The organism is Pseudomonas sp. FSO-7, assembly GCF_059579345.1.
This window is the reverse complement of record NZ_CM184193.1, coordinates 3,122,409-3,143,364: the sequence shown is the minus strand read 5'-3', so window position 1 is coordinate 3,143,364 and position 20,956 is coordinate 3,122,409. Positions and strand designations below refer to the sequence as shown.

At 60.6% G+C, this 20,956-nt stretch carries 15 protein-coding genes and 1 pseudogene; 8 read left to right on the top strand and 8 right to left on the bottom strand.

The window, feature by feature from the left end; all coding sequences use genetic code 11:
- Positions 1-35 precede the first annotated feature (35 nt).
- Positions 36-1,043 carry an acyltransferase family protein gene (locus AC515T_RS13690; protein WP_496532919.1) on the top strand — a complete coding sequence of 336 codons (1,008 nt, stop codon included), beginning with the start codon at positions 36-38 and terminating at the stop codon, positions 1,041-1,043.
- 68 nt (positions 1,044-1,111) lie between these two features.
- On the opposite strand, the gene AC515T_RS13685 is transcribed toward AC515T_RS13690, so the two are convergent.
- The 3 genes from AC515T_RS13685 to AC515T_RS13675 form a co-directional block, all read right to left on the bottom strand.
- Positions 1,112-3,160, bottom strand: coding sequence for a TonB-dependent siderophore receptor (locus AC515T_RS13685; RefSeq protein ID WP_496532918.1), 2,049 nt, complete (start codon positions 3,158-3,160; stop codon positions 1,112-1,114).
- Between the two features lie 240 nt (positions 3,161-3,400).
- Positions 3,401-5,170 (bottom strand): sodium:solute symporter family protein, encoded by a 1,770-nt coding sequence (locus tag AC515T_RS13680; RefSeq protein WP_496532917.1) that lies wholly within the window; start codon positions 5,168-5,170, stop codon positions 3,401-3,403.
- Between the two features lie 11 nt (positions 5,171-5,181).
- Positions 5,182-5,448 carry a DUF4212 domain-containing protein gene (locus AC515T_RS13675; RefSeq protein WP_496532916.1) on the bottom strand — a complete coding sequence of 89 codons (267 nt, stop codon included), beginning with the start codon at positions 5,446-5,448 and terminating at the stop codon, positions 5,182-5,184.
- Positions 5,449-5,695: 247 nt separating this feature from the next.
- On the opposite strand from AC515T_RS13675, the gene AC515T_RS13670 reads away from it, so the two are divergent.
- Entirely contained in the window at positions 5,696-7,492 is a 1,797-nt protein-coding gene (locus AC515T_RS13670) for a methyl-accepting chemotaxis protein (protein ID WP_496532915.1), read from the top strand.
- 308 nt (positions 7,493-7,800) lie between these two features.
- Here AC515T_RS13670 and AC515T_RS13665 read toward each other — a convergent pair whose 3' ends face one another.
- Positions 7,801-7,998: a YbdD/YjiX family protein gene (locus tag AC515T_RS13665; RefSeq protein ID WP_053187442.1), complete on the bottom strand. Its 198-nt coding sequence runs from the start codon at positions 7,996-7,998 to the stop codon at positions 7,801-7,803.
- 15 nt (positions 7,999-8,013) lie between these two features.
- A complete protein-coding gene (locus tag AC515T_RS13660) occupies positions 8,014-10,074 on the bottom strand; it encodes a carbon starvation CstA family protein (protein ID WP_045156376.1) in 2,061 nt (686 codons plus the stop codon).
- 314 nt (positions 10,075-10,388) lie between these two features.
- On the opposite strand from AC515T_RS13660, the gene AC515T_RS13655 reads away from it, so the two are divergent.
- The 4 genes and pseudogenes from AC515T_RS13655 to AC515T_RS13640 all read left to right on the top strand — a co-directional run bounded on the left by AC515T_RS13655 (position 10,389) and on the right by AC515T_RS13640 (position 13,509).
- Positions 10,389-11,750 carry a cache domain-containing protein gene (locus AC515T_RS13655; RefSeq protein ID WP_496532914.1) on the top strand — a complete coding sequence of 454 codons (1,362 nt, stop codon included), beginning with the start codon at positions 10,389-10,391 and terminating at the stop codon, positions 11,748-11,750.
- A gap of 31 nt (positions 11,751-11,781) precedes the next feature.
- Positions 11,782-12,414 (top strand): response regulator, encoded by a 633-nt coding sequence (locus AC515T_RS13650; protein WP_496532913.1) that lies wholly within the window; start codon positions 11,782-11,784, stop codon positions 12,412-12,414.
- A 70-nt stretch (positions 12,415-12,484) separates the two neighbouring features.
- Positions 12,485-12,625, top strand: a pseudogene (locus AC515T_RS13645) (TetR/AcrR family transcriptional regulator); the annotation flags it as partial.
- A 92-nt stretch (positions 12,626-12,717) separates the two neighbouring features.
- A complete protein-coding gene (locus AC515T_RS13640; RefSeq protein ID WP_496532912.1) occupies positions 12,718-13,509 on the top strand; it encodes a transporter substrate-binding domain-containing protein in 792 nt (263 codons plus the stop codon).
- 148 nt (positions 13,510-13,657) lie between these two features.
- Here the strand turns inward: AC515T_RS13640 and AC515T_RS13635 are convergent, their stop codons facing one another.
- The 3 genes from AC515T_RS13635 to AC515T_RS13625 are packed head-to-tail and all read right to left on the bottom strand — an operon-like array spanning position 13,658 to position 16,550.
- Positions 13,658-14,677 carry a TRAP transporter substrate-binding protein gene (locus tag AC515T_RS13635; RefSeq protein ID WP_496532911.1) on the bottom strand — a complete coding sequence of 340 codons (1,020 nt, stop codon included), beginning with the start codon at positions 14,675-14,677 and terminating at the stop codon, positions 13,658-13,660.
- Between the two features lie 50 nt (positions 14,678-14,727).
- Positions 14,728-16,008: a TRAP transporter large permease subunit gene (locus AC515T_RS13630; protein WP_496532910.1), complete on the bottom strand. Its 1,281-nt coding sequence runs from the start codon at positions 16,006-16,008 to the stop codon at positions 14,728-14,730.
- A complete protein-coding gene (locus tag AC515T_RS13625) occupies positions 16,005-16,550 on the bottom strand; it encodes a TRAP transporter small permease (RefSeq protein WP_496532909.1) in 546 nt (181 codons plus the stop codon). Before AC515T_RS13625 ends, AC515T_RS13630 begins: the two co-directional genes overlap by 4 nt.
- Positions 16,551-17,471: 921 nt before the next feature.
- Here AC515T_RS13625 and wecB point away from each other — a divergent pair.
- Together wecB and AC515T_RS13615 are read left to right on the top strand one after the other, a co-directional pair.
- Complete coding sequence (gene wecB, locus AC515T_RS13620; protein WP_496533135.1) at positions 17,472-18,701, top strand: non-hydrolyzing UDP-N-acetylglucosamine 2-epimerase; 1,230 nt, start codon at positions 17,472-17,474, stop codon at positions 18,699-18,701.
- A 39-nt stretch (positions 18,702-18,740) separates the two neighbouring features.
- Positions 18,741-20,954, top strand: a complete 2,214-nt coding sequence (locus tag AC515T_RS13615) for a hypothetical protein (RefSeq protein WP_496532908.1) — start codon at positions 18,741-18,743, stop codon at positions 20,952-20,954.
- Positions 20,955-20,956 lie beyond the last annotated feature (2 nt).

Here is a 20,956-nt window from a genome sequence, read left to right as displayed (position 1 = left end):
AACGTACCGCGCAGACGGTTCAACTCTGATTAAGGATGATGCGCGTGGGGTTTTATCGGTTGCTGTTGGCCATGTTGGTGGCGGTTTCTCATATGGGCGTGACGTTCATGGGGTTGAACCCCGGCGTCGTTGCCGTGGTGTCCTTCCTGATCATCAGCGGTTTCGTGATGACCTCACTGATCGAAAGGACCTACAACACCCCAGGCCAAATCGGCCTGTTCTACACCGATCGACTGTTGAGGCTGTACCCGCAGTTCCTGGTGTACTTCGTCATGTCCTGCGGGGTGATCCACTTCCTCCTGCCAGGAACGCCCCAGGCTGCAGCGCTGACCTTCGAAAACATCACCACCAGCCTGCCGATCCTGCCGTTGGGTTTCTACATGTTCGGCATCACTGTGCCCGAGATACTGCCACCCGGTTGGTCCTTGGGACTGGAAATGTGTTTTTACCTGTTGATCCCGTTCCTGATCCTCTACAAGAGGCGGGGTGTGGCCTTTGCGGTGTCCGTGACGGTGTTCATGGTCGCCTCGCTGGGCTACCTCGACACCGACATCTACAGCTACCGCCTGCTGCCCGGTGTTTTGTTTATTTTCCTCGGCGGCAGCTACCTGTATCGGGCCCAGACCAAGGGGCTGTGGATCGTCTTCCTTACCCTTCTCGTTGCCGCCTTGATGTTCCTGGCCATTGTCGTGGGGATCATTCCCCGTCGACCTTTCAACGCCGAGGTGACTCTGGGCATCGCCCTCGGCCTGCCGGCGGTATTTCTGCTCGGAAAACTAAAGCACCACCGGCTCGATGAATTCCTGGGCAATATCAGCTACGGCGTGTTCCTCAACCACTTTGTGGTGATGTATGTGTTGCGGGCGTTCTGGCCGGTGCAATACAGCGCCCTGATCATCACGGCGGTGCTGGTGCTGTCGTTCGCGCTGAGCGGCGTTTCGTATTACGGGGTCGAGCGACCGGCGCTGAAGCTTCGTCATGCTCTCAGGGCGAGCGTTAAATCCGCTGCTACGCAGGCTCCCGTTGGCAGCACCGTGGCTTAGCCTCCGACTGCCGTACAAAAATGCCCGGGACGCAGGTCCCGGGCATTTTGTGTTTCTGCGCAACAGAATCAGAACGTCACGCTGGCGCTCAGTTTGGCGGTACGCGGCTCGCCGACGTTGACTTGCAACTGGCTGCCGGTGGAGGACGGGTAGTACTGCTTGTCGAACAGGTTGTCGACGTTCAGTTGCAACGAGGTCTTGTGCCCGAACACCGGCGACTCCCAACGCAGGAAGGCGTCGGCGACGGTGTAGCTGCTCAGCCAGAAATCATTGGCGTTGTTGGCGGCGCGCTCACCGACGTAGCGAGCGCCGGCGCCGGCGTGCCAGGCACCGAATTCGGCAGGCACGTTCAGGTGGTGGCTCAAGTAGAGGCTGGCGGTGTGCTTGGGGGCATCGGCCAGGCGATGGCCTTCGTTTTTCGGGTCATCGAGAATTTCAGTGTGGGTATAGGCATAAGTCCCGATCAAGTCCCAACGTTCCGCCAGGCGGCCGGTGATGTCGAGTTCGAGGCCTTGGGAGCCAACCTTGCCCGCAGCTTCTGCCAGCGTTACGCCGTTGACTGTAGAGGAGGTCACGACGTTTTTCTTCTCGATATCGAACAGCGCAAGGTTAATGTTCAGGCCCGGCAGCGGATCGTACTTGGCGCCAATTTCGTAGCTACGGCCCTCCTCCGGCTTGAAGGTGCTGAGGTTGTCGTCCACGGTGTCGTTAGGCTTGAACGAACGACTGTAGTTGCCATACAGCGACAGCTCCTCGGTGGCTTTATAGACCAGGCCCAGGAACGGGACGAAGGCATCGCCGTTGTCGTCGCGGACCGGTACCCTGGTGACCGCCCCTTGCTTGGCGAACTGATCGTAGTGCTGGTAGCGACCACCGAAGACCAGGATCCAGCGATCATCCAGGTGCCAGTTATCCTTCAGATAGACCGAGCTGGAAGTCAGTTTGTTGCTCAAGTTGCTTTGCGCAGCATTCAGCCTACCTGGCTCTGCCAAGCCACCATAGACCGGCGCGGTGATGTCGAAGCCGTTTTGTTGAATCCCTCGGTAGGTTTTCCCGCGATACTGATCAGACACCTGATTATCGACGCCAATCAGCAAGTCATGACGTTGGCCGAACAGCTCCTGCTTACCCATGAAATCCCAACTGGCGTAGCGCGTTTCGTCGTCATAATGAGCGCCGTTGGCAGCCCGACGCAGCGTATTTCCGTTCAATTCGAAAGGCTGCGCAATCGAAAGACTGTACCGATCATTGTTCCAACCATAAGTCACGCGAGTCTTCCACGCCTCGCTCAACTCATACTCGAACCGCGCCGTGGCCGTTTCGCGAATACCCACGCTCTTGGCCCAAGGCTCATCCAGACGCTTGTCATAATCGATATCGGCCGGATGCCCATCCCTGAACACCGTCCCCCGATCAAACGGATTGGAATATTCGTTGTACTCATAACTCAGGTTCAACGAAGCCCGCTCACCCGTCCAGGCCAGCGACGGCGCCACCAGCGTGCTCTCGTTGACCCCGTAGTTGCGCCAGTAATCCTCGTGACCCCGCTCGGCGATCAGTCGATAGGCCAGGCCGGTATCGCCCAACGGCCCGGTGGTGTCCAGGGCCATGGTGCCGCCGCCTTCGCTGTAGGCCGAGCCGCTCAGCGTGGTGCTTTGGGTGTATTCCGGTTTCTTGCTGATGACGTTGATCAGGCCGCCGGGCTCCAGCGCGCCGTACAGCATCGAGGCCGGGCCCTTGAGCACTTCGACGCGCTCAGTCGTGGCGCTGAAGTTGTGGCCCAGGTTCGAGCGCACGCCGTCGCGCAGGATCGAGCCGTCGTCGTTGGTACCAAACCCGCGCTTGACCAGCGAGTCCCGCGAGCCGCCCAGCGTGTTGCCCTGGCTGACGCCGCTGACGAACTTCATCGCGTCGTTCAGCGAGCGCACCTGATAGTCGGCCAGGGTCTGCTGGGTCACCACGTTGATCGACTGCGCTTCTTCCTTGATCGGTACATCGCTCTTGCTCGCCGTACTGGCTTGCGACGTCGTGTAGCCTTCGTCCTGGATGATCCGACTGCCCTGCACGTTGGTGGTGGGCAGCTCCAGAGTGTCTTGTGCCCTCAGGGGGCTTGCCATGAAGCAGCAGGACAGCGCGGGTAAAACACATTTGACGAGAGCATTACGGTAAGCGAGAGGGGTGGAACGATTCAAGACGCGCACTCACAGAGGGATAGGAATGAGAGCGAATATACTTTGAGAATGATTCCCAGTAAATCTTTCTAACATCTCCCTGCTTGACTCTGCCCCAAAAAAAGGACGCCGGATGATGAGTCCGGCGCCTTGATGCTTCCCTCCCCAGTCTCGGGCGGGCTACGGTCAATGATCGATGGCGGCCCCGGCTCCTCTTGGTACGCGGATGTCTTCGACCAAGTGCTGGATGTGCTCCGGTGGCGGCGCGGTAAAACGTGACACCACCACAGCGGCCAAGAAGTTGAAGAGCATGCCCAACGTGCCGATGCCTTCAGGGGAAACCCCCAGCCACCAATGTTCAGCCGTGTTCATCGTCGGGTTGATGAACTTGAAGTAGACGATGTAAGTGAACGTGAAGGTCAGCCCGACGATCATCCCCGCGATCGCACCTTCGCGGTTCATGCGCTTGGAGAAGATCCCCATGACAATCACCGGGAAGAACGAAGACGCCGCCAAGCCGAAGGCGAACGCAACCACCTGGGCGACGAATGCGGGAGGATAGATGCCGAACAATCCGGCGATCAGCACCGCCGCACCGGCGGCAATACGTGCCGCGAGCAACTCCTGCTTTTCGTTGATCCTGGGCATGATGTTGCTTTTGAGCAGGTCATGGGAAATCGAGGTGGAGATCACCAGCAACAGCCCCGCTGCCGTCGAAAGCGCCGCCGCCAGGCCACCCGCCGCGATCAACGCGATCACCCACCCCGGCAGGCCGGCGATCTCGGGGTTGGCCAGCACCATGATGTCGTTGTCGACATAGAGTTCATTGGGCACCGGCGAGAGCTGGTTCGTGAGCAATCGTTGCTCATGCGCCCCACGCTCACCGGTAAAACTCGGCGCTCCGACCAGGGCCGCACCCGGGCTGTATTGGATGATGCCGTCGTTGTTCTTGTCCGCCCACGCAATCAGCCCGGAGTTTTCCCAGGCCTTGAACCAGGCCGGCGCGGTGGCATAACTGACATTAGGGATGGAGGTCAGCAGATTGGTCCGCGCGAATGCCGCCACGGCCGGCGCGGTGGTGTAAAGGATGGCGATGAACAGCAATGCGTAGCCTGCCGACTTGCGTGCATCCCGAACGGTGGGGGTGGTAAAGAACCGCACGATCACGTGGGGCAGGCCCGCGGTGCCGACCATCAGCGCCATGGTGATGAAAAACACGTCCATGGTCGACTTGGTGCCGTTGGTATAGGCGGTGAAGCCCAATTCAGCGCCCAAACCGTTGAGCCGCTCGATCACGCTCTGCCCCGAGCCGGCGGCCTCGCTGATAAAGCCCAACTGCGGTATCGGGTTGCCGGTGATCATGATCGAGATGAAAATCGCCGGCACCATGTAGGCAAAGATCATCACGCAATACTGCGCCACTTGGGTGTAGGTGATGCCCTTCATGCCGCCCAATACCGAATAAAAGAACACGATGGCCATGCCGATCATGACACCGACGTTGATATCCACTTCCAGGTAACGGGAAAAGACGATCCCAACGCCGCGCATCTGCCCTGCCACATAGGTAAAGGAGATGAAGATCACGCAGATCACCGCCACCACCCGCGCCGTCTGCGAGTAATAACGTGCCCCGACGAACTCGGGTACGGTGAACTTGCCGAATTTTCGCAGGTACGGCGCCAGGCACATTGCCAACAGCACGTAGCCACCGGTCCAGCCCATCAGGTAGACCGAACCGTCGTAACCGGCGAAGGCAATGATCCCGGCCATGGAGATGAACGACGCCGCTGACATCCAGTCCGCGCCGGTGGCCATGCCGTTGAGTACCGGATGCACGCCCTTGCTGGCGACGTAGTATTCGCTGGTGGAACCGGCACGCGTCCAGATTGCAATCGCGATGTACAAGGCGAAGGAGGCGCCTACGATCAGATAGATCAGGGTTTTTGTGTCCATGTGCGCCGCCCTCAGTCTTCGTGGACGTCATATTTGCGATCGAGCTGATTCATCTTCCAGACATAGAAGAAGATCTCGAGCACAAAGACGTAGATGGAACCCTGCTGGGCAAACCAGAACCCCAAGGGTGTACCGAAGAAACTGACGGTGTTGAGTGCATCAGCCAGCAAAATACCGAAGCCGAAGGACACCAGAAACCAGATGGCCAGCAATATCACCATCCAGCGTAGGTTTTCCTTCCAGTAGGCGCGCGCAGCCTGTTGCTTTTCAGTGGACATGGAGGTGCCCTCCCGTTTGTTTTTATTGTTTTGCACTTCAAACCGTAGCAGTCACTGGGCATGACGCTAGTACGACTTTCGTCTAATTCGCGCCAGTAAGTATTGACATCCCTGCCTAATCACCATCGGGAGCGTTAAACAGCATCTAAATGCCGGAGTGATATCAAATCGCCCTCCCGCCCTAAAGCTTTGGCGCTCGCGGTCGAATGTATTCCATTAAGAGATTTTTTTGCCCAGGAGCAGCGGCATGCAGACGTTAAAGGCCTTGTACGAGTCTATCGAAATGCAGTTTTTCGATACTCTCACCAAAAAGCTCTCGAGCCTTTTCCTGTTGGTGCTGGTCAGTGGCTTGCTCTATTGGGTTGCCCTCAGCGCCCGCGCCGAGATCCTGCTGCTATTGCGCAACGCGCAACTGGACGGCGCCTTGTTGGGGCAGATTGAAGACCGGCTCGATAGCCTGACCCATGCCCTGCTCTTCGGCGCGGTGCTGACGCTGGGCATGATCAGCTTCATGGTCTGGTATTTCCGCCACCTCATCGTGCGCCCGGTCACCGCCATGACCAAGGCCCTGGAAGAGATCGCCAACGGCGAAGGCGACCTGTCCAAGGACCTGCCGCTGGTGACCCACGACGAGATCCGTGTGCTGGCCGGCACTTGCAACCGTTTCCTGGCCAAGCAGCGGGAAATCATCAGCAACGTCCAGGCGCTGACCGTACACATCGCCGTCGAGTCGGCACGCTCGCTGAAGAACATCAGCGACTCCAGCGACAGCGCCACCCACCAGGCCCGATTCGCCAAGGAAGTGATGGACCAGAGCAACACCGCCGTGGGCCGCATCGAAGAAGTCTCGCGCCAAACCCAGGGCATCTCCAGCACCACCGCCCAGAACCTGAGCATGGCCCGCGACTCCTACGCCGAGCTGCTGGAAGTGACCGGCAACATCAGTGAAATCTCCAACAGCCTCGGTGAATTCGCCACCCTGGTGAGCGCCTTGAACCAGCGGTCCTCAAGCATCAAGTCGATTGTCGGGTTGATCCAGCAGATCTCTGCCCAGACCAACCTGCTGGCCCTCAATGCCGCCATCGAAGCCGCCCGGGCCGGCGAAAGCGGCCGCGGCTTCGCGGTGGTGGCCGATGAAGTGCGCACCTTGGCCCAGAACGTCAGCCGGGCCACCGACGATATCTCGCGCAACATCGACGCCATGCTCGAGGAAGTCAGCTCCACCCACGAGCAGACTACGCAGATCAGCCACAGCGCCCGGGAAACCCAGAAAGTGGTGGAACGCGCCTCCGGCCATTTCGAAAGCATGATCGGCGATTTCGAATCCACCAACGGCAAGCTGGCGGACATCGCGACCCATATCCAAGAGTTCGCCGACAGCAACACCGGGATCAACGACCGGGTCACCCAGATCCATGCCGACAGCCAGTTGATCGACCAGCGCATGCAGCATTCGGCAACGGCCACCCGCGACCTGTCCGGCGTGGCCGAAAAGGTCCAGGCGCTGCTCGGTCGTTTCGTGCTCGGCCACGGCAAGCTGGATGCCGCCATCACCCGCGCCAGCGAGTGCCGCGACACGCTCCAGGTCCGCCTGGAGGCGCTGCAACGCGAAGGCCTGAACCTGTTCGATCAGAATTACCAACTGATTCCCGGCACCGATCCCCAGCAATACATGGCCAGCTATACCGAACGCTTTGCCCAGGTCTGCCAGGAAGAATGCGACAAACTCACCCGCAGCACGCCGGGTGGCAAGGTTTCGTTCATTGTCGACAGCAAAGGTTACTGCCCGGTGAACAACAGCTGGGTCTCCAAGCCGCCAACCGGCGACCGGGCGGTGGATCTGCCGGTGTGCCGCAACAAGCGAATCTTCAACGACCCGATCGGCCTGCGCGCGGCGGGCAACGTCCAGCGTTTCCTGCTGCAGACCTACCTGCGCGATACCGGGGAAATCATGACCGAGATCGACGTACCGTTCTTCTTCGGCGGCCGCCACTGGGGCAACTTACGGGTGGGCTTCGATGCGGCGGTGTTGTTGGCGGAGTGATCAACACCGGAATCAAGCCAGACAACTACCCTGTGGCGAGGGAGCTTGCTCCCGCTCGGCTGCGCAGCAGTCGCAAAGCCGGCTGATGCGGTCGGCCTGAAGAACCCCGGGGCCTGCTTCGCACGCCAGCGGGAGCAAGCTCCCTCGCCACAAAGAATTTGTGGCGTATGCAAATGCTGAAACCAACCCAAAACAACTGTGGGAGCGGGCTTGCTCGCGAAAGCGGTGTGTCAGCCACATTATCTGTTAACTGACACGACGCCTTCGCGAGCAAGCCCGCTCCCACATGGGGTTGGGTTTAACTCAACTCAACAGCACTTGGGCCCACCCTTGCCACCGTAACGGGCCTCCTGGCGTTCGCGAAAGAACGCCTCGTAGTCCATCATCGGTTTGTCCGGGTGCTGGGTTTGCATGTGCTCGACGTAGTTGTCGTAGTCGGGCATGCCGACCATCAGGCGGGCGGCCTGACCGAGGTATTTACCCAGGCGACTCAAGTCATTGAACATCGTTGCAATCCTCTATCAAGCGTCCGGCAGGGCCTGGAATGGCGCTTCTTTGTCCGTGCGTTCTTTCGTGCCCCAGGCGGCGATGCCGACCTTGAGCGCGTAGAACAGGATGCTGAAGACCACGAACAGGAACAACACCGTCAGCGTCGCGTTGGTGTAGGCGTTGAACACCACGTGCTGCATCTGCTCGATGCTCTTGGCCGGGGCCAGGATCTGGCCGGCGGCCAGGGCATCGTTGTATTTGCGCGCCAGGGCCAAGAAGCCGATCGCCGGGTTGGCGTCGAACAGCTTGATCAGGCCCGCCGTGGTGGTGCAGATCAGTAGCCAGCTCGCCGGCAGCAGCGTGACCCAGACGTAGCGCTGGCGCTTCATCTTGATCAGCACCACGGTGGCGAGCATCAGGGCGATACCGGCCAGCATCTGGTTGGAGATGCCGAACAGCGGCCACAAGGTGTTGATGCCGCCCAGCGGATCGATCACGCCCTGGTACAGCAGGTAACCCCACAGCGCCACGCAGCCGGCGGTGGCGATCAGGTTGGCGGTCCAGGATTCGGTGCGCTTGAGGGCTGGCACGAACGAGCCGAGCAGATCCTGGAGCATGAACCGCCCGGCGCGGGTGCCGGCGTCCACAGCCGTGAGGATGAACAGCGCTTCAAACAGGATCGCGAAGTGGTACCAGAACGCCATGGTGTTCTCACCCGGCAGCACCGAGTGCAGGATCTGCGCGATACCGACCGCCAGGGTCGGCGCACCGCCGGCACGGGCCAGGATGGTGGTCTCGCCGATGTCCTTGGCCACCGCTTGCAGCGCGTCGGGGGTGATTGCAAAACCCCAGCTGCTGACGGTCTGGGCCACGGCCACCACGTCAGTCCCGACGATCGCCGCCGGGCTGTTCATGGCGAAGTACACGCCCGGCTCGATCACCGAAGCAGCCACCATGGCCATGATCGCCACGAAGGACTCCATCAGCATGCCGCCATAACCGATGTAGCGAGCGTTGGTTTCGTTATCCAGCAGCTTGGGCGTGGTGCCCGAGGAAATCAGCGCATGGAAACCCGAGACCGCGCCGCAGGCGATGGTGATGAACAGGAACGGGAACAGCCCGCCCTTCCACACCGGCCCGGTGCCGTCGGTGAACTGGGTCAGTGCCGGCATTTTCAGCTCGGGCATGGTCACCAGGATGCCGATCGCCAGGGCGACGATGGTGCCGATCTTGAGGAATGTGGACAGGTAGTCCCGAGGCGCCAGGATCAGCCACACCGGCAGTACCGCCGCGACGAAACCGTAGCCGATCAGCATCCAGGTGATCTGGATCCCGGTGAAGGTGAAAGCCTTGGCCCAGACCGGGTCGGCGGCGATTTGCCCGCCCAGCCAGATCGAGCCCAGCAGCAACAGCACGCCGATGATCGAGATTTCACCGATGCGGCCCGGGCGGATGTAGCGCATGTAGATGCCCATGAACATCGCGATCGGGATGGTCGCCATCACCGTGAAGATGCCCCACGGGCTCTCGGCCAGGGCCTTGACCACGATCAGCGCCAGCACCGCGAGGATGATGATCATGATCAGGAAGCAGCCGAACAGCGCGATGGTACCGGGGATGCGGCCCATTTCCTCGCGCACCATGTCGCCCAGGGAGCGACCGTTGCGACGAGTGGAGAGGAACAGGACCATGAAGTCCTGCACCGCACCGGCCAGCACCACGCCGGCGATCAGCCAGAGCGTGCCGGGCAAATAGCCCATCTGCGCCGCCAGCACCGGTCCGACCAGCGGCCCCGCGCCGGCAATGGCCGCGAAGTGGTGGCCGAAGAGAATGTGTTTGTTGGTCGGGACGTAGTCCAGGCCATCGTTGTTGAGCACGGCGGGGGTGGCCCGGCGCGCATCGAGTTGCATCACGTTGTTGGCGATGAAGAGGCTGTAGTAGCGGTAGGCGACCAGGTAGATGGCCACGGCGGCGACGACGATCCAGAGGGCGTTGATGGGTTCGCCGCGGCGCAAGGCCACGACACTCAACGCACAAGCTCCCAGAACAGCCACGGCAAACCAGGCGAGGTGTTTAACCAGACGGGTTGTCATTGCGTGTCTCCTGCCGATATCCAGTGGATTGCGGCGATTGTTTTTATAGTGTGCCCCGGCTATTCGGAGCCGGCCCAATATCCCTGCAAGTGGTCAATAAATAAATCCGTAGTACTACGTAGAACCCCAATTCCCCCTGTGGGAGCAAGGCTTGCCCGCGATAGAGTCAATACGGTCTTTCATACAAGGCGGCGCCTGCATCGCGAGCAAGCTTTGCTCCCACATGTCTTGCGCCACAGGTTTTATGCCTCGTCCATGGGTTTGGCATATGATGCCGCCATTCGCCTCCCCGCCGAGCCCGGACAGGAGTACAGATGCTGCTCAAACACAAAATCGTCGCCCTCGGGATCTTGCCGCTGGTCCTGGCCATCGCGGTCATCTGCGCCCTGGTGATCTCGCTCAACCGCCAGTTGGGCGATCAACAGGCGCAACTGATCGAAGACAGCATCCTGGCGAGCAAGCGCGCCGAGTTGAAGAACTATGTCGAGATGGCGCAGAGCCTGATCGCCCCGCTGTATGACAACGGCCAGGGAGACGCGCGGGCGCAACAGCAGGTCCTGGAAGAACTGCGCAAGCTCAGCTTCGGCATCAACGGCTACTTCTTCGTGTACGACCACCAGGGCCGCAGCCTCATGCATGCCCGTCAGTCGGAACTGGTGGGGCAGTACCTCTGGGACATGAAGGACCCCCACGGCCTGCCGGTCATCCAGGCGCTGATCAGAAGCGCCGAGTCAGGCGATGGTTTCCAGCGCTACGCCTGGAACAAGCCCTCCTCCGGCCAGGTGACCGACAAGCTGGCCTATGTCGTGAGGCTCGACAAATGGGGCTGGACGCTTGGCACCGGGATCTACCTGGAGGATGTCGAACGCGCCACCCAGCAGGCCCGTGATGAAGTCGCCCATGGCATCCACACCACCATGCAAGCCATCGCCGCGATCGCGTTGGTGGCGGTCCTGCTGGTGTTTGCCGGCGGCATGACCCTCAATGTCAGCGAACATCGACTGGCCGACAAAAAACTGCAGCGCTTGAATCAGCGCATCGTCAGTTTGCAGGAAGAAGAACGCTCGCGGGTTTCGCGCGAGCTGCATGACGGCATCAGCCAACTGCTGGTGTCGATAAAATTCCAGTTCGAACTGGCCAGCCACGTGCTGGAGAATGGCCAGGAAAACGGACTGGGCATCCTGAAGAACGCCACCGACCGGTTGGGCGAAGCCATCGGCGAGATCCGCAATATCTCCCACGACTTGCGCTCGTCCCTGCTCGACACCTTGGGCCTGCCCGCCGCCATCGGCCAGCTCGCCACCGAATTCCAACAGCGCAGCGGGCTGGAAGTGTCCTACCGAAGCAACGAATTCGATTGCCGCCTGGAAAATGGCGCCCCTGTCTCGCTGTTTCGCATTGCCCAGGAAGCCCTGACCAATATCGAGCGCCATGCCGGGGCGAAAAGTGTCGGCATCACCCTGTTCGGCTCCAGCCAGTCCTTGCGCCTGACGGTGGTCGACGACGGGATGGGGTTCAACGTCCCGCAAGTGGAACGCGGTCATGCCGGCATCGGCCTGCGTAACATCCGCGAGCGGGTCGAGCATTTCGGCGGACACCTGGAAGTGACGTCGGCGCCGGGCCGCAGCGAACTGGACATCCTGCTGCCCATGAACCTCTCGATCACGGAAAGCTGATGCACGCCCACGCCAACAGGAGCACTCGTCGATGAACCTGCCCCCCGTGATTCGCGTCGCACTGGTCGATGACCACTCCCTGGTCCGCGACGGCATCAGGGCCCTGCTCTCGGTAATGCCGCAACTGGACGTAGTGGGCGAAGCCGAGAACGGCGCGCAGGCGATCGAAATGGTCGGTCGCTGCCAACCGGACCTGCTGCTGATGGACATCGGCCTCAAGGACAAGAACGGGCTCGAGTTGACCCGGCTGCTGGGCAAACAATACCCCAGCCTCAAGATCCTGATCCTCAGCATGTACGACAATTATGAGTACGTCAGCGAATCCGTGCGCTCCGGCGCCAGCGGCTACGTGCTCAAGAACGCGCCATCGCGGGAAATCATCGCGGCCATCGAAGCGATCATCAGCGGCGGCACCTTCTACAGTGCCGAGATCGCCCAGCGGCTCGCCACCGACCCGCATACCGACAACGAGCTGACGCCACGGGAGAGCCAAGTGCTGGCGAAAATGGTCCAGGGCCTGAACAACAAGGAAATGGCCCGTGAACTGGACATCAGCGTACGCACCGTCGAAACCCATCGCCTGAGCATCCGCCGCAAGCTGAACATCGACAAACCCGCGGCCCTGGTGAAATACGCGATCGACCACGGGATCATTTCCCACTAGGCCCTTGTGTCATAGCCAGGCTGCTCAAGATCAGCGAACAGACCTGGACCACTTCTCTGGTCATCCTGCGCTCAGTGCCGTGGGCAAGCGCTTTTCATCGGCGCCCCGCTCGCCCGTGGACGTTGCCACCTATAGCGACGCCATGGCCGATATGTTCTGCGCCTACTTGGAAAGCTTGCATCGACGCCCCTTCGAGACCGCTCTCTGCTGACGGTTCGTCAGCAATGTGCCAGTGACAGCCTGCCGACACTTTTACTACACTCCCCGATCTTGTTTCCCTCCGCTACGAGACGTCCAATCCCTATGAAAACCATAACAAGCTCGATGACGTTCTGTGGCCTGTTGGCGCTCTCCTGCAGCGCCCTGGCCGAGCCGGCCCCCTCGCTGCTGGACCAGGTCCTGCAACGCGGCGAACTGAAGGTGTGCACCACCGGCGACTACAAGCCCTACACCTTTAAAACCGAAGCAGGCGAATACGAAGGCATCGATATCGACATGGCGCGCTCCCTGGCCGCCAGCCTGGGCGTCAAGGTGCAATGGGTGCAGACCACTTGGAAAACCCTGATGCCGGATATGGTTGCAGGCAAATGCGACATTGGCATGGGTGGGATTTCGGTGACGCTGGAGCGCCAGAAGAAAGCCTATTTCAGTACCACCCTGGACGTGGATGGCAAGATCCCGCTGGTGCGTTGCGAAGACAAGGAGCGTTACCAGACTCTCGAGCAGATGAACCAGCCTTCGGTACGCCTTGTCGAGCCGGCGGGCGGCACCAACGAAGCCTTCGTCCGCGCGTTCCTGCCCAACGGCCAGCTCAGCTTCCACGACAACGTGACCATCTTCCAGCAACTGCTGGACAAAAAAGCCGACGTGATGATTACCGACGCGTCGGAAGCGCTCTACCAGCAAAAGCTCAAACCCGGCCTGTGCGCCGTCAACCCGACCCGCTACCTGCAATATGGCGAGAAGGCCTACCTGCTGCCACGGGATGACAACACCTGGAAGATGTACGTCGATCAATGGCTGCACCTGAGCAAGGCCAATGGCAGCTACCAGAAGGTGATTGGGCAATGGCTGGCCGTTCCAGCCGCCCAATAACCGTTCGCAAGAAAATCACAAAACCCTGTGGGAGCGAGCTCGCTCGCGATGGCGTCAGGTCAGCAGCATTGATGTTGGCTGACACACCGCTATCGCGAGCAAGCTCGCTCCCACAGGTCAGGGTCTGTTCCGGACAGGCCCACTCACCTCACTGCGCCGCCCGCACCTTGGCGATTTCCTCGTACATCGTCTTCACCAGGTCGCCATCCAGGGATTTGGCGAACTTGTCGACCACCGGTTTCACCCGCTCACGCAGGCGATCTTTCTCGGCTGGGCTGATTTCATTGACGGTCATCGCAGCGGCCAACGTGGCCTTGGCCTTGTCCATGCTCGCCGCCGTGACTTCACGCTGAAAGGTTTGCGCCTCGGCCGCGGCCGCGCGAATCATCGCCTTTTCATCGTCGTTGAGGCGGTTCCAGGTTTTCTGGCTGATGATCAACGACTGCGGGTTGAAGATATGCCCCGTGACGGAAAGATACTTCTGCACCTCGTAGAACTTGTTGCCCTCGATCACCGTGAAAGGGTTTTCCTGGCCGTCGATGGTGTGTTGCTCCAGGCCCGTGTAGACCTCCGGGAACGCCATCGGCACGGGGTTGGCGCCCAGTGCGGAGAAGGTCTCCAGGTAGATCGGCGACTGGATGACGCGAATCTTCAGGCCCTGCATGTCTTCAAGCTTGGTCACCGGGTGCTTGCTGTTGGTCAGGTTGCGAAAACCCAGGTCCCAATAACCCAGTCCGACCAGCCCTTTGCTGTCCAGTTGCGCCGCCAGTTTCTGCCCGACCGGCCCATCGATGACCGCATGGGCCTCCTCGACATTATTGAACAGGAACGGAAAATCGAGCATGGCGTAATCTGGTGCCTGGGCGGCCAGGATGCCGGAGTTGAGCACCGTGATGTCCAGTGTGCCGCCCTGCAACGCCGACACCGTTTGCACATCACCGCCCAACGTACCACCTGGGAACAGGCGGACCTTGATCTTGCCGCCGCTCTTTTCGCTGAGCAGGTCGGCGAACTTCTGCGCGCCCTGGCCCTGGGGGTGTTCCTTGACGTTCTGGAAGGCGAATCGCAAGGTTCGTTCGCGGATCTCGTCCGCGTGGCTGGCCGCGCCGGTTAACAGCAAGCCCGTCGCGCACGCCCCGGCCAGCAGGGTTTTCATCAGTTTTCCCATGTCACTCTCCGATCGTTATTGTTTTTAAGGTCGAGCTAACAGCACCGGTGTTATCCGGTAAAAAATTTCAATGGCCCCAGGACCAACTGCGGGAACAGGACCAACAGGAACAACACGACAAACTGCGCAAGCATGAACGGCCACACCCCACGCACGATCTCCTCGAAATCCAGCTTGGCCACCCCGCAAACCACATTGAGCACAGTGCCCACCGGCGGCGTGATCAGGCCGATGGCCGTGTTGATCAGGAACAGCACGCCGAAGTACACCGGATCGATCCCCGCCTGGATGACGGCTGGCATCAGCACCGGGGTGAGGATGAGGATGGTCGGAGTCATGTCCATCACCGTGCCCACCAGGATGATCAACACCATCATTACCAGCAGCAGAAAGGTCTGGTTGTCCATGAACGGCGCCAGCAGCTCCGCCAGTTGGCCCGGCAGGTCGGCAATGGTCACCAGCCACGATGAAACCATGGCCGCCGCCACCAGCAGCATCACCACCGAGGTGGTCTTGGCCGAAGACAGGATCACTTCGTACAACTGGCTGACTTTCATTTCGCGGTAGATCACCAGGGACACGAACAGCGAATAAACCGCCGCGACCACCGCTGCTTCCGTGGGTGTGAAGATGCCGAATTTGAGGCCCAGGATGATGATCAAGGGCAGGCCCATGGCCCAACTGCCGTCGAGCAACGTGCGCAGCACTTCGGCACGGGAACGCTTGGGCGGTGTCTCGACGTTCTCGCTGCGAGAGATGTACCACCAGGCCACGGCCAGTGAAGCCCCAAGCATCAGCCCCGGCACGATACCGGCCAGGAACAGCTTGGAAATCGATACCCCGGATGCCACGCCAAAAACGATGAAGCCAATGCTCGGCGGAATGACCGGCGCGATGATGCTGCCGGCGGCGATCAGGCCGGCCGAGCGCCCGCGGTTATGCCCGGCCAACACCATCATCGGCACCAGCAACGCCGCCAGGGCCGCCGCGTCGGCCACGGCCGAACCAGACAGCGACGCCAACAGGCAGGAAGCAATGATGGCCACGTAACCGAGGCCACCGCGCTTGTGCCCTACCAGCGCCATGGCAATGTTGACGATGCGTTTGGACAGGCCACCGACGTTCATGATTTCGCCGGCCAACATGAAGAACGGTACCGCCATCAGCGGAAAACTGTCCGCGCCGTTGAGCAGGTTCTGGGCAATGATTTGCGCATCGAACAGATCCAGGTAAACCATCAACGCCACGCTGACAACCAGCAAGGCAAACGCGATGGGCATGCCCAACGCCATGCTGCCCATCAAGGACCCGAGGAAAATAACCAGTGTCATGGGTGGGTACTCTTGGTGGCGTTATGTGTGATCACCTCGGCGTCGCTATCCTTGACCATCACCAGCTCGTCATCCCCCAGCTTGCCGAACAGCGCCAGGTAGAGCTCGTAGAGCAGGATCGGTGCGGCACTGGCGCCGAACACCAGGCCGGCTCCATAGAACAGCGCCATGGACAACCCTGACGCCGGGGCGACTACATTCAGGTTGATCGCCGCCTGTTGCCAACTGCCACTGAAGATCAGCCAGCAGATGTACAGCATCAGCAGATGGCCAATGACCAGGCAGATGCGCTTGCCTGCCGGTGGCAAGCGCTTGACCAGGCTGTCCATGCCCAGGTGGGCACGGTCCTTGAGCGCCACCAGGGCGCCGAGAAAAATCATCCAGACGAAGAACCAGCGCGACAGCTCCTCCGACACACTGATGCCCGAGTTGAAGGCATAGCGCAGCACCACATTGCCGAACACCAGCACGATCATCGCAACCATGCACAACACAATCAGCAGCTTGAGCAGCTTGAAATACAGATCCACGACTTTTGTCATTTTGAAGACCTCCGAGGCTTGTCGAGCGCCCACATCCCAATGGCGCGATAAAGACCACAACAGCACTGGGCCGCTATCGGATCGAACCTGGAAGGCTGGAAAATGCGTTAGAAGGATGGATCAAGGAGAAAGCGTAGGGCGCTCGGATGGGCATGGGGTTTCCTCTATTTTTATTATGGTCTTTGCCACGGTGGGCAAGACAGATGCCGCTAAAATGTACCACCCGGTTAGTTTGGTCAATAACCCAAGCAGGCGCACCACACAAAGCGTGCGATTATCGGTCGGGATGCTTCGACGACTAACGGGTACCTGGCTTAGGAGCAATCGAATCGACGTAACTTCCTTATTGCAAGTAACGACGGTGCCTAGTGGGATTTTGCAATTGCAATGGATCCACGTTATTTAATATAAAAACTCAAAATAAATTGAACTTTCTACAAAGAACAAAGTTCGCGCTCAATTCATTAATTCTTAAAGCCGCTATTACGACGATTTACAGGCGCCATTCCAATGGCACGCCTTATCTTGGACCAGCGTAAAATAAGGCGCCAAAAAAATCACGGCACCCCGCTCTTTAGTGTAGATCGAGTATTAAGCAGGCACAAAAAGACAAAAAAGACCTTTAATATCAACTACTAATTGAAGTTAAAAGATCTTCGAAGGCTCCCCTTCGCCCCACCACTAAAACTCCTCTAAAAAATTATTAATCAACTTATTCATATAAACCTTTGCGCTCACGATCTTTGGTGCTATTAATTCTCCGCCCCGAACTTCAAGATGCCACTACGTCACTTCCTGTGCACGTCAAGCCGCTGTCTGACACCGGGCTAACTTAACTTAAATCGCTTGTTTGCTCGAACGCCCCCATCGCGTCCGGGCGGGCTGTTGTGCGGCGCAGCAAACTGCGCGAGGAAGGGCGTCATCGCAACTCATCATCCACGCATCAGGATCCTCTCGATCTTCGGTACCCGTCCGGAAGCCATCAAGATGGCGCCCTTGGTCAAGGCCCTCGCCGCCGAACCGGGCATCGAGTCGCTGATCTGCGTCACCGGCCAGCATCAGAGCATGCTCAAGCAGGTACTGGACCTGTTCGACCTCAAGGCCGATTTCACCCTCGACGTGATGACCCCGCACCAGACACTCAACTCCCTGACCGCCGCGTTGTATGCGGCCATCGACCCGGTGCTGGAACAGACCCGGCCGGATCGGGTGCTGGTTCACGGCGACACCACTTCGGCCATGGTGGCTTCGATGGCCGCCTTCCATCGACGTATCCCCGTCGGCCACGTGGAAGCCGGCCTGCGCACCGGAGACATCTACAGCCCTTGGCCGGAAGAAATGAACCGACGGTGCATCGACCTCGGCGCCGATCTGCTATTCGCCCCCACCGGACAGTCCCGCGATAACTTGCTGGGTGAACGCCTGCAAGGCCGTTGCCTGGTGACCGGCAATACCGTGATCGACGCGCTGCAACTGACGGCCCGGCGCATCAACGACGATGCCCGGTTGCGTAGCGAACTGGACCAACAATTCCCGTTCCTACAGACCGGACGCAAACTGCTGCTGGTGACCGGCCACCGCCGGGAAAACTTCGGCGAGGGCTTCCTGGACATCTGCAAGGCCCTGCGCCACCTGGCCCAGCGCCCGGATATCCAGATCGTCTATCCGGTGCACCTCAATCCCAACGTACTGGGCCCGGTGACCGAACAACTGGGCGAGTTGCTCAATGTGCATTTGATCAAGCCGCTGGACTACCTGACGTTCGTGCGCCTGATGCAACACGCCCATGTCATCCTCACCGACTCCGGTGGCGTGCAGGAAGAAGCGCCGTCCCTGGGCAAACCGGTGCTGGTGATGCGCGACGTCACCGAACGCCCGGAAGCAGTGGCGGCGGGCACGGTGCGCCTGGTCGGCACCTCGCCGGCATCGATCATCGCCGGCGTGGATGCGCTGTTCGACGATGACGCGTCATGGCGCCGCGCCTCACAAGCGGCCAATCCTTATGGCGACGGCAAGGCCAGCCAACGCATCGTCGATACCTTGATGGGCCGCCCGGTCGACGACTTCGTCGTGGCCCCGCTGCCTGCACAACGGCAGCCCGTCTATCGGTCGCTGTCCGAGCCACGCGAGCTGCTCGCCGATTTCAACTGAACAACTGCTATTCCCCTTATCAGATCGAGACTTGCCTGAATGAAGCCTTCCGTTGCCATCCCTACGGGTGCGCTCAGCGCCCTTGCCTGTGGCTTGAGCCTGCTCGCGCTCATGCCGACCTTTGCCCTGGCCGCGGACAGCCCGCTGACCCAGGCTATTCATCGACTCAACGCTGATACCCGCCAGACACGTGAGGTCCGCTTGAGCGACCTGGGCATCACGGCGCCGATCCTCTTGAGCGCCAGCGACGCCCGCCGCGAGCTTTACCTGCCGGTCCCCGCCGGCGTTACCCTCGAAGACGCGACGCTGCAACTGGATGCCAGCTACCTCAATGGCGAAGGCGGCCGCAACACCCTGCTGCTGTCCCTCGACGGCTACCCGGTGCGTGCCGAAGGGCTCAGCGAGGCCCAAGGCGATGCCAGCGCGACGCTCGGCGTCGACAAGGCCGCACGTAACAACGGCCTGGTGCGCCTGGGCATTGCCTGGTCCTCGATAGTGTCGAGGCCACTGTGCGAAGACGATCGGGTCATTGGTAATGTGCTGCGCATCCAACCTGAAACGCGCCTGAACTACAGCTACGACGCCAGCCAGTTGCGCGACGTCGGTGCGGCCTGGGCCGCCCTGCCCGGCGAGCCCGGCATCCTCGTCGCACCGGGTTCGTTGTCCGCCGTCAGCTACGATTCGGCCTGGCGCCTGGGCGTGGCACTGGAGCGCATCGGCAAACACAGTCGCATCCTGCCCTTCCCCGCCGTGCAAGACAGCGTGGACCTGGGCAGCCTGCGCATCCCTGCCGAGCTCTTGAGCATTCCGGCCTTCGCCAGCCTCAACGGCATAGGCCCGCACACCTTGGCCAACCCGGCCGAAATCGGCGCACTGCTGGTGTTGGGCCAGACCCCGAACGTCCAGGCTGACCTAGCGATCAACGACCCGGAGTTGCTCAAGGCCATCAACCAATCCCTGGACGCCCTGCAAAGCCAGGTCCAGGGCCTCGACGCGACGGCCGCCAGCGCACTGACCCTCTGGCGCGAACAGCACGTCAATGCCGCACTGGCGGGTGCTGGCACCGACAACGTACGCCTGGCCCTGCTGGGCACTCGCCCGGTGCTGATGATCGCCCCAGAATCCACCGGCAAAGCCTTGTCGCTGCTTGGTACGGCCTGGAGCAAACTGGCGCGAAGTCGCCAATTGACCGTGAGCGAAGCGCAAACGCCGTTGAGCGAGGACGGCCGCGTGGCCCTGTCGCGACTGGGCGGCGCTCCCGGCCATTTCGACGTGGCCTCGCGCTTCGACTGGAGCACTTCGTTCCCCCTGGGCAGTGTCGCTTACGACGGTCGCCTGCCCGTCACGGCCGTGGTGGACGTCTCCACCGCCCCGGGGGCCTCCGCGACAGCACCGGTGGCCTCGCTGTTTTTCAATGATTTCCTGATCGGTGCACAGCAACTGACCACCAACGGTGAGTCGCAGCGCATCCAGGCCCATATCCCTCGCTACGCCCTGGGTTCGAAAAACGTCTTGCGCGTCTCGTTCCAGCGCCAGCCGGTCAGCGACCGCTGCCTGGAAACGCCGCAAGCCTTCCCGGTGTCGGTCCTGCCGACCAGCCATATCGTCGTGGAAAAAACCTCGCTGGACGACGATTTCTCCGGCCTGGCCGCACGCTTCGCCGCCGACACCCAGATCCTGGTGCCCCAGGCCTACCTCGACCAACCGGCCAGCAGCCTGGCGCGGGTCATTGCGGTGGCCGATGCCAGCGGTGTATCGCCGCTGCGAGCGCAGCTCAAGGTGAGCGCTGATCCTAAAGCCGTCGTCAGCCCGGACAAAGCCTTCCTGGCCTTCGAGTTGCCGCTCAAGGACAGCCAGGAATCGGTCCAGGTCGACGAGCAGGGTCGCCTGCGCATCAACCACAAGGACCAAGTGCTGCTGGACGTACACCCCCTCAACCAATTGGCCTCGCTGCAAGTGGTGCAGACCGCGGGCCAGCATGGCCTGGTCTACCGGGCCCTGGGCAACCAGCCGCCGAGCCTGGCCACGCCGATCGTGCTGACCCGTGGCGACGTGGCGATTCTCGGCGACAACGGCACCGTTGCGGTCTTCGACACCCAGGACCCAAGCGGTAGCCTGTTGATCGGTCGCGAAGAACCCAAGGGGCTGGACGCCTGGCGCAAACCGTCGCTGCTCTGGCTGATTCCAGGCGCCATTATCCTGTTCCTCCTCTTGTTGCTGGCAGGCCGTAGCGCCCGTCGCAATCGCCAGTAACG

Coding starts and splice junctions, on each gene's coding strand:
- AC515T_RS13680 (WP_496532917.1), bottom strand. CDS start 5,170: ATGGACACAAAAACCCTGATCTATCTGATCGTAGGCGCCTCCTTCGCC.
- AC515T_RS13640 (WP_496532912.1), top strand. CDS start 12,718: ATGAAAACCATAACAAGCTCGATGACGTTCTGTGGCCTGTTGGCGCTC.
- AC515T_RS13650 (WP_496532913.1), top strand. CDS start 11,782: ATGAACCTGCCCCCCGTGATTCGCGTCGCACTGGTCGATGACCACTCC.
- AC515T_RS13615 (WP_496532908.1), top strand. CDS start 18,741: ATGAAGCCTTCCGTTGCCATCCCTACGGGTGCGCTCAGCGCCCTTGCC.
- AC515T_RS13655 (WP_496532914.1), top strand. CDS start 10,389: ATGCTGCTCAAACACAAAATCGTCGCCCTCGGGATCTTGCCGCTGGTC.
- AC515T_RS13625 (WP_496532909.1), bottom strand. CDS start 16,550: ATGACAAAAGTCGTGGATCTGTATTTCAAGCTGCTCAAGCTGCTGATT.
- AC515T_RS13685 (WP_496532918.1), bottom strand. CDS start 3,160: ATGGCAAGCCCCCTGAGGGCACAAGACACTCTGGAGCTGCCCACCACC.
- AC515T_RS13635 (WP_496532911.1), bottom strand. CDS start 14,677: ATGGGAAAACTGATGAAAACCCTGCTGGCCGGGGCGTGCGCGACGGGC.
- AC515T_RS13670 (WP_496532915.1), top strand. CDS start 5,696: ATGCAGACGTTAAAGGCCTTGTACGAGTCTATCGAAATGCAGTTTTTC.
- AC515T_RS13660 (WP_045156376.1), bottom strand. CDS start 10,074: ATGACAACCCGTCTGGTTAAACACCTCGCCTGGTTTGCCGTGGCTGTT.
- AC515T_RS13630 (WP_496532910.1), bottom strand. CDS start 16,008: ATGACACTGGTTATTTTCCTCGGGTCCTTGATGGGCAGCATGGCGTTG.
- AC515T_RS13690 (WP_496532919.1), top strand. CDS start 36: ATGATGCGCGTGGGGTTTTATCGGTTGCTGTTGGCCATGTTGGTGGCG.
- AC515T_RS13665 (WP_053187442.1), bottom strand. CDS start 7,998: ATGTTCAATGACTTGAGTCGCCTGGGTAAATACCTCGGTCAGGCCGCC.
- AC515T_RS13675 (WP_496532916.1), bottom strand. CDS start 5,448: ATGTCCACTGAAAAGCAACAGGCTGCGCGCGCCTACTGGAAGGAAAAC.